Raw genomic sequence first — 10,079 nt, 5'->3', positions numbered from 1 at the left:
GGGGGGGGGGGGGCCCCTCCCTCGTTCCCCGGGGGGGCGGGCAAACCGCCGGCCCCCCCCGCCCCCGGGGGGGGGCGGCCCCCCGCCCGGGGGGGCCCCCCCCCCCGGGGCGCGCCCCCCCCCCCCGCCCGTTTCTCCGTACGGACTGCGGTGGCGCCGGGTCTTCCGCGCGTCCCGCGTCGCCCGGTCAGGCCCGGCTCAGCACCGGGTCCGCCTGCGCCGGGATCGCGGCGGAGGGCTCCGCGGGCCGCTCGCGCATGCTCAGCGCCAGCCGTACCACCGCGATCCACATCAGCGACGAGCCCAGCATGTGCACCCCGACGAGGATCTCCGGGACCCCGGTGAAGTACTGGAGGTAGCCGATCCCGCCCTGGAGCAGCAGGACGACCAGCAGATCGCGGGCCCGGGACCGGATATCGCCCGGGGCGTCCACCACCCGCAGAACCAGCCACATGGCAAGCGCGAGGGCACAGATCACCCATGCGGAGACGGCGTGCAGATGCGCCGCGTTGACCCAGTCCCACGGCATCCGCGGGACATCGCTGCTGTCCCCGGCGTGCTTGCCCGCTCCGGTGACCCCCGTGCCCAGCACGATGGCGAGCCCGGCGGTGATCACGATGGCCCAGGACAGCCTGCGCACCGGGAGCGGTACCCGGGGGCGGGGTTCCCCGTCGCCCTCGCCCGCCCGGTGCCAGGTCAGCACGGCGATCGTGAGCAGGGCGTTGGCGAGGACGAAGTGTCCGGCGACGGTCCAGGGGTTCAGCCCCGTCCAGACCGTGATGCCGCCGACGACGGCGTTGCTCAGCACGATCCAGAACTGCGCCCAGCCGAGCCGGCTGAGCGAACGGCGCCTCGGCTTGGCCGAACGGGCCGCGACGATCGTCCAGCCGACGGCCGCGGACAGGACGTACGTCAGCAGCCGGTTGCCGAACTCGATCGCCCCGTGCAGCCCCTGCTCGGGGGTGGCGAAGAGGCTGTCGTCGGTGCACTTGGGCCAGGTGTCGCAGCCCAGGCCCGATCCGGTGAGCCGGACCGCGCCCCCGGTGACGATGATGATCACGGTCATCACGACGGCGGAGAGTGCGGCCCGCCGGACGATTCCCGGGGCGGGCGTCCAGCGCTGGGCGATGCGGTCGATGGGGGTTTGCACGCGCTCCATCGTAGGCGGGGCCTTGTGCACCGATTCACGAGGGGGGTCCGACAGGCCGGGAACGGCCCCCCGGACTCACTGCGGGCCGCTGTTCCCGGCGTACGCGCTACTCCCAGCGGAAGAAGCGGGCCGCCGCGCCCAGGCCGAGAGCCGCCCAGACCGCGAGGGTGCCGAGGGCGGACCAGGGGACGCCGCCGCCGTCGGTGAGGACATCGCGCAGCCCGTCGGAGAGGGCGGAGATCGGGAGCAGCCCGAGGACCCCGGCCACACCGTCGGGGAAGCGGTCCAGCGGAACGATCACCCCGCCGCCGACCAGGAGCAGCAGAAAGACCAGATTGGCCGCCGCCAGGGTGGCCTCCGCCCGGAGGGTGCCCGCCATCAGCAGACCGAGTCCGCTGAACGCGGCGGTGCCCAGTGCGAGGAGCAGCAGCACGGCCGCGAGCCCGGCGGGTCCTCCCTTCGGCGACCAGCCCAGGGCGAGGGCGATCGCCGTCAGCAGGGTGATCTGGAGGATCTGCGTCGCCAGCACCGAGAGCGTCTTCGAGCACATCAGCGCCCAGCGGGGGAGCGGTGACGCGCCCAGGCGCTTGAGGACCCCGTACCGGCGCTCGAAACCGGTGGCGATCGCCTGACCGGTGAACGCGGTCGACATCACCGCCAGCGCGAGCACCCCCGGCGCCAGGAAGTCGACGGCCTTCTCACTGCCCGTGTCGACGATGTCGACGGAGGAGAACAGGACCAGCAGCAGGGACGGGATGACCAGGGTGAGCAGCAGCTGTTCGCCGTTGCGCAGCAGCATCCGGGTCTCGAACGCGGTCTGGGCGGCGATCATGCGCCCGAGGGGCGCCGCGCCGGGGCGCGGGGTGTAGGTACCGGTGCTCATCAGCGCAGCTCCTTGCCGGTCAGCTCCAGGAAGACGTCCTCCAGGGTGCGGCGCTCCACCGAGATGCCGTCCGGCATGACGCCGTGCTGGGCGCACCAGGAGGTGACCGTGGCCAGCAGCTGGGGGCCGACGTCACCGGTTATCCGGTACGTGCCCGGGAGGGGTTCGGCGGCCTCGGTGCCGTCGGGCAGGGCCTTGAGGAGGGAGCCGACGTCGAGTCCGGGCCGGCCGGTGAAGCGGAGGGTGTTCTCCGCGCCGCCGCGGCAGAGCTGCTCGGGGCTGCCCTGCGCGATCACCCGGCCGCCGTCGACGACGGCGACGTCGTCGGCCAGCTGCTCGGCCTCGTCCATGAAGTGGGTGGTCAGGACGGCGGTGACGCCGTCGGAGCGGAGTTCGCGGACCAGGTCCCAGGTGGCGCGGCGGGCCTGCGGGTCGAGTCCGGCGGTGGGCTCGTCGAGGAAGACCAGCTCGGGGCGGCCGACGACGGCCATGGCGAGCGACAGCCGCTGCTGCTGGCCGCCGGAGAGCCGGCGGTAGGTGGTGCGCCCGCAGTCGCCGAGGCCGAGCCGTTCGACCAGGAAGTCGACGTCCAGGGGGTCGGCGTGCAGTTTCGCGATATGGCGGAGCATCTCCACGGCCCGGGCACCGGAGTAGACGCCGCCGGACTGGAGCATCACCCCGACCCGGGGGCGCAGCCGTCCGGCGTCGGCGGCGGGATCGAGGCCGAGGACGCGGACCGTGCCCGCGTCGGGACGGCGGTAGCCCTCGCAGATCTCGATGGTGGTGGTCTTACCGGCTCCGTTGGGGCCGAGGACGGCGGTGACGGACCCGCGGGGGACCGTCAGGTCGAGGCCGTTCACGGCCGCCTTGGATCCGTACCGCTTGACCAGGCCCTGGATCCGGACGGCGGGCTCGCTCTGCATGCCGCGAAGTCTAAGTGGCCCGCTCGGGCGTCCGGGGCCGTACCCCCTGACTTCGGCCGGAGCGCGACGCCCGGGATCCGGTGGATTCGTCCGCGGGCCGCTGTGACCGGGGCGAAGGGGGGACGGACCCCGGGCGCGGGGCCGTTCCGTATGGTGTTCTGCCTGGTCGGAGGCGGTACGAAGGTGCCTAGGAGGTCAACCGGCTTAGGTTACCCTAAGTGATGAACGGCACCGCAGGGACCCCCGGGCGGCGGTTGTCACGCCTCCGTGAATTACGCAACAATGGCGTTGTGAAATACGTCGGCGAGGCTCCTCGGGAGGAACTCGCGGCCGGGGCGCGGTCGGACCGATCGACGCGCAACCGGGTCGCGCGGTCCATCCTGGACCACGGTCCGTCCACCGTGGCGGACCTTGCGGGCCGCCTCGGCCTCACCCAGGCCGCGGTCCGCCGCCACCTGGACACCCTGGCCGCGGAGAAGGTGGTCGAGGCCCGGGAGAAGCGGGTGTACGGCGCCCGTGGCCGCGGCCGCCCCGCCAAGGTCTTCGCCCTGACCGACTGCGGCCGGGACGCCTTCGACCACGCCTACGACGCGATCGCGGTGGACGCCCTGCGCTGGATCGAACGGCATGCGGGAGGGGAGGCGGTCACCGCCTTCGCCCGCGACCGGCTCGGCAGCCAGGCCGACAGCTACCGCGAGGCCGTCGCCGCCGCACCCCCGGAGGAGCGCACCGAAGCCCTGGCGAAGGCGCTCAGCGCCGACGGGTACGCTGCTGTGGCGCGCAGTGCGCCGGGCGCCCAGCAGGGCGAGCAGCTCTGCCAGCACCACTGCCCGGTCGCCCATGTCGCCGAGCGGTACCCGCAGCTCTGCGAGGCGGAGACCGAGATCTTCTCCGAGCTTCTCGGGACCCATGTGCAGCGTCTGGCCACCATCGCCCACGGCGACGGGGTGTGCACGACGTTCATCCCGCGGGGCGCCGCTCCACCGGCGGCACCGCCCCCGCAGACACCGACCACCACATCATCAGCGTCCGCAAGTATGGCCGGGAGGAACCCCGCATGACTCTCCCCACGGAGACTGCTCACCCCGAACTGGAGGGTCTGGGCACCTACGAATTCGGCTGGGCCGACTCCGACGAGGCCGGTGCCGCGGCCAAGCGCGGCCTGTCCGAGGAGGTCGTCCGCGATATCTCGGCCAAGAAGAACGAGCCCGAGTGGATGCTGAAGCTGCGGCTCAAGGGTCTGCGGCTGTTCGACCGGAAGCCCATGCCGAACTGGGGCTCCGACCTCTCCGGTATCGACTTCGACAACATCAAGTACTTCGTCCGCTCCACCGAGAAGCAGGCGGCGTCCTGGGAGGACCTCCCCGAGGACATCAAGAACACCTACGACAAGCTGGGCATCCCGGAGGCGGAGAAGCAGCGTCTCGTCGCCGGTGTCGCCGCGCAGTACGAGTCCGAGGTCGTCTACCACCAGATCCGTGAGGACCTGGAGGAGCAGGGCGTCATCTTCCTCGACACGGACACCGCGCTGAAGGAGCACCCTGAGCTGTTCCAGGAGTACTTCGGCACCGTCATCCCGGTCGGCGACAACAAGTTCGCCTCGCTGAACACCGCGGTCTGGTCCGGCGGCTCCTTCATCTACGTCCCCAAGGGCGTCCACGTCGACATCCCGCTCCAGGCCTACTTCCGGATCAACACCGAGAACATGGGCCAGTTCGAGCGGACGCTGATCATCGTCGACGAGGACGCGTACGTCCACTACGTCGAGGGCTGTACGGCTCCGATCTACTCCTCGGACTCGCTGCACAGCGCCGTGGTGGAGATCATCGTGAAGAAGGGCGGCCGCTGCCGCTACACGACCATCCAGAACTGGTCGAACAACGTCTACAACCTGGTCACCAAGCGCGCCGTGGCCTACGAGGGCGCGACCATGGAGTGGGTCGACGGCAATATCGGCTCCAAGGTCACCATGAAGTACCCGGCCGTCTATCTGATGGGCGAGCACGCCAAGGGCGAGACGCTCTCCATCGCCTTCGCGGGCGAGGGCCAGCACCAGGACGCCGGCGCCAAGATGGTCCACATGGCGCCCAACACCTCCTCCAACATCGTCTCCAAGTCGGTGGCCCGGGGTGGTGGCCGCACCTCCTACCGCGGTCTGATCGAGATCGGCGAGGGCGCCCCCGGCGCCAAGTCCAATGTGCTCTGCGACGCGCTCCTCGTGGACACGATCTCCCGTTCGGACACCTACCCGTACGTCGACGTCCGCGAGGACGACGTCTCCATGGGCCACGAGGCCACCGTCTCCAAGGTCTCCGAGGACCAGCTCTTCTACCTGATGAGCCGGGGCATGACCGAGTTCGAGGCGATGGCGATGATCGTCCGTGGCTTTGTCGAGCCGATCGCCAAGGAACTGCCGATGGAGTACGCGCTGGAGCTCAACCGGCTGATCGAGCTCCAGATGGAGGGTTCGGTCGGCTGACCCGGCCCGCCGTACCCCCTGGGCGGGCACGCCCGTGCCCGCCCGCTCCCCGACAGTTTCCCGACCGACAGGCAGAGAGAGAGCACGACGACAGCCATGGCTGAGGCTCAGAACATTCCGGCGGGTTCCACCACCGCCGGCGCGATCGCGGTGGCCGCCGAGTCGACCGTCGCCACTCGTATGAGTGCGCCCCCGTCGTTCGACGTGGCCGACTTCCCGGTGCCGCACGGCCGCGAGGAGGAGTGGCGCTTCACCCCGCTGGAGCGGCTCGCCGGACTCCACGACGGGACCGCCGTCGGCTCCGGCGGCGTCAAGGTGGCCGTCGAGGCCCCCGAGGGCGTCACGGTCGAGACCGTGGGCCGGGACGACGCCCGGCTCGGCCGGGCCGGCAAGCCCGTGGACCGGGTGGCGGCCCAGGCGTACAGCGCCTTCGAACAGGCGACGGTCGTCACCGTGCCCAAGGAGACCGTGCTCACCGAGCCGGTCCGGATCACCGTCCGCGGCGAGGGCGGGGTCGCCTACGGCCACCAGGTGATCGAACTCGGCGCGTTCGCCGAGGCCGTCGTGGTGATCGACCACAGCGGCGACGCGGTGCTGGCCGCCAATGTCGAGTACGTCATCGGCGACGGCGCCAAGCTGACCGTGGTCTCCGTCCAGGACTGGGACGACAAGGCCGTCCATGTCGCCCAGCACGACGCGCTGGTCGGCCGGGACGCCTCCTTCAAGTCCGTGGTCGTCACCTTCGGCGGCGATCTGGTCCGGCTGCACCCCCGGGTGGGCTACGCGGCCACCGGCGGCGAGGCCGAGCTGTTCGGCCTCTACTTCACCGACCGCGGCCAGCACCAGGAGCACCGCCTCCTGGTCGACCACAACGCGCCCCACAACAAGTCCAACGTGGTCTACAAGGGCGCCCTCCAGGGCGAGGACGCCCACGCGGTGTGGATCGGCGACGTCCTCATCCGGGTCGCGGCCGAGGGCACCGACACCTACGAGATGAACCGGAACCTGGTCCTCACGGACGGCGCCCGGGTCGACTCGGTGCCCAATCTGGAGATCGAGACCGGCGAGATCGTCGGCGCCGGCCATGCGTCCGCCACCGGCCGCTTCGACGACGAGCAGCTCTTCTACCTGATGGCCCGCGGTATCCCGGAGCAGGAAGCCCGCCGTCTGGTGGTCCGCGGCTTCTTCGCCGAGCTGGTCCAGCAGATCGGCCTCCCGGATGTCGAGGAGCGTCTGATCGCCAAGATCGAAGAGGAGCTGGAGGCGTCGGTCGCATGAGCTTCGTCCGTGCCTGCGCGCTGAGCGAGCTGGAGGAGGACACCCCCAAGCGGGTGGAGTTCGACGGCCTGCCGGTCTCGGTCGTCCGTACCGAGGGCGAGGTCTTCGCCATCTACGACATCTGCTCGCACGCCAACGTCTCGCTCTCCGAGGGCGAGGTGGAGGACTGCCGGATCGAGTGCTGGCTGCACGGCTCCAGCTTCGATCTCCGCACCGGCAAACCGTCCGGACTGCCCGCGACGCGCCCCGTCCCCGTATACCCCGTAAAGATCGAAGGGGACGATGTGCTCGTCTCCGTCACCCAGGAGTCCTGAGCTACCCATGGCAACGCTTGAAATCCGCGATCTGCACGTCTCCGTCGAGGCCGAGAACGGCTCCCGGGAGATCCTCAAGGGCGTCGACCTGACCGTGAAGCAGGGCGAGACCCACGCCATCATGGGCCCCAACGGCTCCGGCAAGTCCACCCTCGCCTACTCGCTGGCCGGTCACCCCAAGTACACGATCACCGGCGGCCAGGTCACCCTGGACGGCGAGGACGTGCTGGAGATGTCCGTCGACGAGCGCGCCCGCGCCGGCCTCTTCCTCGCCATGCAGTACCCGGTCGAGGTCCCCGGTGTCTCCGTCTCCAACTTCCTCCGCACCTCCGCCACCGCCATCCGCGGCGAGGCGCCCAAGCTGCGCACCTGGGTGAAGGAGGTCAGGGAGACCATGGAGCGGCTCCAGATGGACCCCGCCTTCGCCGAGCGCAATGTGAACGAGGGCTTCTCCGGCGGTGAGAAGAAGCGCCACGAGATCCTCCAGCTCGAACTGCTGAAGCCGAAGATCGCGATCCTCGACGAGACCGACTCCGGTCTGGACGTCGACGCGCTGCGCGTGGTCTCCGAGGGCGTCAACCGGGTCCGCGAGAGCGGTGAGGTCGGCACCCTGCTGATCACCCACTACACCCGCATCCTGCGGTACATCAAGCCCGACCATGTGCATGTCTTCGCGGCCGGCCGGATCGCCGAGTCCGGCGGTCCCGAGCTTGCGGACAAGCTGGAGGCCGAGGGCTACGAGGCGTATGTGAAGGGTGGTGCCACCACGTGACGTTCTCCTCGCCGGGGCTGCTCGACACCGAGGCGATCCGCAAGGACTTCCCGATCCTCGACCGGGTGATCCACGACGGCAAGAAGCTGGTCTATCTCGACAGCGCCGCCAGCTCGCAGCGGCCGCGCCAGGTCATCGAGGCCGTCAGCACCTACTACGAGCAGCACCACGCCAATGTGCACCGCGGTGTCCATGTGCTCGCCGAAGAGGCCACGGCGCTCTACGAGGACGCCCGGACCAAGGTCGCGGAGTTCATCAACGCGCCCAGCCGCGACGAGGTGATCTTCACCAAGAACGCCTCGGAGTCGCTGAACCTCGTGGCGAACATGCTCGGCTGGGCCGACGAGCCCTACCGGGTCGACCAGGACACCGAGATCGTCATCACGGAGATGGAGCACCACTCCAACATCGTTCCGTGGCAGCTGCTGGCGCAGCGCACGGGCGCGAAGCTGAAGTGGTTCGGCCTCACCGACGACGGCCGGCTCGACCTGAGCAACATCGAGCAGATCATCACCGAGAAGACCAAGATCGTCTCCTTTGTGCTGGTCTCCAACATCCTGGGCACGATCAACCCGGTCGAGGCGATCGTCCGCCGCGCCCAGGAGGTCGGCGCGCTGGTGCTGATCGACGCCTCCCAGGCCGCTCCGCACGCCCCGCTGGACGTCCAGGCCCTCGGCGCCGACTTCGTGGCCTTCACCGGCCACAAGATGTGCGGCCCGACGGGTATCGGCGTGCTCTGGGGACGCCAGGAGCTGCTGGAGGACCTGCCGCCGTTCCTCGGCGGCGGCGAGATGATCGAAACCGTCTCGATGAGTTCCTCCACCTATGCCCCGGCGCCGCACAAGTTCGAGGCCGGTACGCCCCCGATCGCCCAGGCCGTCGGCCTCGGCGCGGCGGTGGACTACCTCAACGCCATCGGCATGGAGAAGATCGCCGCTCATGAGCACGCGATCACCGAGTACGCGCTGGCGCGGCTCGCGGACGTCCCCGATCTGCGGATCATCGGCCCCGCTTCGGCCGAGGAGCGCGGCGCCGCGATCTCGTTCACCCTGGGTGATATCCACCCGCACGATGTGGGCCAGGTCCTCGACGAGCAGGGCATCGCGGTCCGCGTCGGGCACCACTGCGCGCGGCCGGTCTGCCTGCGCTACGGAATTCCCGCGACCACCAGGGCGTCGTTCTATCTGTACTCCACGCCCGCAGAGGTCGATGCGCTGATCGACGGGCTGGAGCACGTCCGTCAGTTCTTCGGGTAGAAGCGGAGCCTTTCGTGAAGCTTGATTCGATGTACCAGGACGTCATCCTCGACCACTACAAGAACCCGCACGGCCGGGGTCTTCGTGAGGGCGACGCCGAGGTGCACCATGTCAACCCCACGTGCGGCGACGAGATCACGCTGCGGGTGAGGTACGACGGCACGCGGGTCGCGGACGTCTCGTACGAGGGCCAGGGCTGTTCCATCAGCCAGGCCAGCGTCTCCGTACTGAACGAACTCCTGGTCGGCAAGGAGCTGGCCGAGGCGCAGAAGATCCAGGAGACGTTCCTGGAGCTGATGCAGTCCCGGGGCCGGATCGAGCCGGACGACGCCATGGAGGAGGTGCTGGAGGACGCGGTCGCGTTCGCCGGTGTCTCCAAGTACCCGGCCCGGGTCAAATGCGCGCTGCTCGGCTGGATGGCCTGGAAGGACGCGACCGCCCAGGCGCTGGGCGAGGGATCCGGTGCCACCGCCGGTGCCACCGAGAGGAAGACGGCATGACCGAGAACGCAGGGGCCGCGCTGAAGCCGGCCTCCGAGGAAGAGATCCGCGAGGCGCTGTACGACGTCGTCGACCCCGAGCTGGGCATCGACGTGGTCAACCTCGGACTGATCTACGGCATCCACGTGGACGACTCCAATGTCGCCACGCTGGACATGACGCTGACGTCGGCGGCCTGCCCGCTGACCGATGTGATCGAGGACCAGGCCAAATCGGCGACGGAGGGCCTGGTCAACGAGCTGAAGATCAACTGGGTCTGGATGCCGCCGTGGGGCCCGGACAAGATCACGGACGACGGGCGCGAGCAGCTGCGCGCGCTCGGGTTCAACGTCTGAGCCTTTCGTTCCTCGCGGTTCCGGAGCCGTTTCCCGTGCTCCGAGCGTGCGGCCGTGCCCGCCGGTGATCCCGGCGGGGCCCGCCCGTTTCGCGGTGAACCGGGCGGCGGGGGCGCCACCCCCCGGCGGGCCGGGTGACCCCCGGGGGGCCCGTTAGCCCCACGCCGGCGGGGGCCCGTAGTGTGTTCT

At 70.2% G+C, this 10,079-nt stretch carries 11 protein-coding genes; 8 read left to right on the top strand and 3 right to left on the bottom strand.

Going from position 1 to position 10,079, the window contains the following annotated elements:
* Positions 1 to 187: 187 nt before the first annotated feature.
* From ACIQ9E_RS29655 to ACIQ9E_RS29645, 3 genes are all read right to left on the bottom strand, one after another.
* Positions 188 to 1,159, bottom strand: a complete 972-nt coding sequence (locus ACIQ9E_RS29655; protein ID WP_403712280.1) for a heme A synthase — start codon at positions 1,157 to 1,159, stop codon at positions 188 to 190.
* 97 nt (positions 1,160 to 1,256) lie between these two features.
* Positions 1,257 to 2,033, bottom strand: coding sequence for an ABC transporter permease (locus ACIQ9E_RS29650; protein ID WP_403712278.1), 777 nt, complete (start codon positions 2,031 to 2,033; stop codon positions 1,257 to 1,259).
* Complete coding sequence (locus tag ACIQ9E_RS29645) at positions 2,033 to 2,956, bottom strand: ABC transporter ATP-binding protein (protein WP_403712276.1); 924 nt, start codon at positions 2,954 to 2,956, stop codon at positions 2,033 to 2,035. The genes ACIQ9E_RS29650 and ACIQ9E_RS29645 overlap by 1 nt, the downstream gene beginning before the upstream one ends.
* A 290-nt stretch (positions 2,957 to 3,246) precedes the next feature.
* On the opposite strand from ACIQ9E_RS29645, the gene ACIQ9E_RS29640 reads away from it, so the two are divergent.
* The 8 genes from ACIQ9E_RS29640 (at position 3,247) to ACIQ9E_RS29605 (ending at position 9,890) form a co-directional block, all read left to right on the top strand.
* Positions 3,247 to 4,017, top strand: coding sequence for a helix-turn-helix transcriptional regulator (locus ACIQ9E_RS29640; protein ID WP_403712274.1), 771 nt, complete (start codon positions 3,247 to 3,249; stop codon positions 4,015 to 4,017).
* Positions 4,014 to 5,435, top strand: coding sequence for a Fe-S cluster assembly protein SufB (gene sufB / locus ACIQ9E_RS29635; RefSeq protein WP_389889683.1), 1,422 nt, complete (start codon positions 4,014 to 4,016; stop codon positions 5,433 to 5,435). The genes ACIQ9E_RS29640 and sufB overlap by 4 nt, the downstream gene beginning before the upstream one ends.
* Positions 5,436 to 5,531: 96 nt before the next feature.
* Positions 5,532 to 6,713 carry a Fe-S cluster assembly protein SufD gene (sufD, locus tag ACIQ9E_RS29630; RefSeq protein ID WP_403712272.1) on the top strand — a complete coding sequence of 394 codons (1,182 nt, stop codon included), beginning with the start codon at positions 5,532 to 5,534 and terminating at the stop codon, positions 6,711 to 6,713.
* Entirely contained in the window at positions 6,710 to 7,027 is a 318-nt protein-coding gene (locus ACIQ9E_RS29625) for a non-heme iron oxygenase ferredoxin subunit (RefSeq protein ID WP_403712270.1), read from the top strand. The genes sufD and ACIQ9E_RS29625 overlap by 4 nt, the downstream gene beginning before the upstream one ends.
* 7 nt (positions 7,028 to 7,034) lie before the next feature.
* A complete protein-coding gene (sufC, locus tag ACIQ9E_RS29620; protein WP_366259929.1) occupies positions 7,035 to 7,799 on the top strand; it encodes a Fe-S cluster assembly ATPase SufC in 765 nt (254 codons plus the stop codon).
* Positions 7,796 to 9,055, top strand: a complete 1,260-nt coding sequence (locus ACIQ9E_RS29615) for a cysteine desulfurase (protein ID WP_403712268.1) — start codon at positions 7,796 to 7,798, stop codon at positions 9,053 to 9,055. The genes sufC and ACIQ9E_RS29615 overlap by 4 nt, the downstream gene beginning before the upstream one ends.
* 14 nt (positions 9,056 to 9,069) lie before the next feature.
* Complete coding sequence (gene sufU, locus ACIQ9E_RS29610) at positions 9,070 to 9,555, top strand: Fe-S cluster assembly sulfur transfer protein SufU (RefSeq protein WP_366259931.1); 486 nt, start codon at positions 9,070 to 9,072, stop codon at positions 9,553 to 9,555.
* Positions 9,552 to 9,890 (top strand): metal-sulfur cluster assembly factor, encoded by a 339-nt coding sequence (locus tag ACIQ9E_RS29605; protein ID WP_403712266.1) that lies wholly within the window; start codon positions 9,552 to 9,554, stop codon positions 9,888 to 9,890. The genes sufU and ACIQ9E_RS29605 overlap by 4 nt, the downstream gene beginning before the upstream one ends.
* The last annotated feature ends 189 nt before the right edge of the window (positions 9,891 to 10,079 follow it).

This window comes from Streptomyces sp. NPDC094448, assembly GCF_044763775.1.
GTDB lineage: Bacteria > Actinomycetota > Actinomycetes > Streptomycetales > Streptomycetaceae > Streptomyces.
Note: the sequence above shows the minus strand (reverse complement) of the source record. Positions and strands in the feature narration are given on the sequence as shown.

What these genes read in the sequence shown, in the direction of transcription:
- ACIQ9E_RS29605 (WP_403712266.1), top strand. Translation starts at nt 9,552, where the DNA reads ATGACCGAGAACGCAGGGGCCGCGCTGAAGCCGGCCTCCGAGGAAGAG.
- ACIQ9E_RS29645 (WP_403712276.1), bottom strand. Translation starts at nt 2,956, where the DNA reads ATGCAGAGCGAGCCCGCCGTCCGGATCCAGGGCCTGGTCAAGCGGTAC.
- ACIQ9E_RS29655 (WP_403712280.1), bottom strand. Translation starts at nt 1,159, where the DNA reads ATGGAGCGCGTGCAAACCCCCATCGACCGCATCGCCCAGCGCTGGACG.
- sufB (WP_389889683.1), top strand. Translation starts at nt 4,014, where the DNA reads ATGACTCTCCCCACGGAGACTGCTCACCCCGAACTGGAGGGTCTGGGC.
- ACIQ9E_RS29650 (WP_403712278.1), bottom strand. Translation starts at nt 2,033, where the DNA reads ATGAGCACCGGTACCTACACCCCGCGCCCCGGCGCGGCGCCCCTCGGG.
- sufC (WP_366259929.1), top strand. Translation starts at nt 7,035, where the DNA reads ATGGCAACGCTTGAAATCCGCGATCTGCACGTCTCCGTCGAGGCCGAG.
- sufD (WP_403712272.1), top strand. Translation starts at nt 5,532, where the DNA reads ATGGCTGAGGCTCAGAACATTCCGGCGGGTTCCACCACCGCCGGCGCG.
- ACIQ9E_RS29625 (WP_403712270.1), top strand. Translation starts at nt 6,710, where the DNA reads ATGAGCTTCGTCCGTGCCTGCGCGCTGAGCGAGCTGGAGGAGGACACC.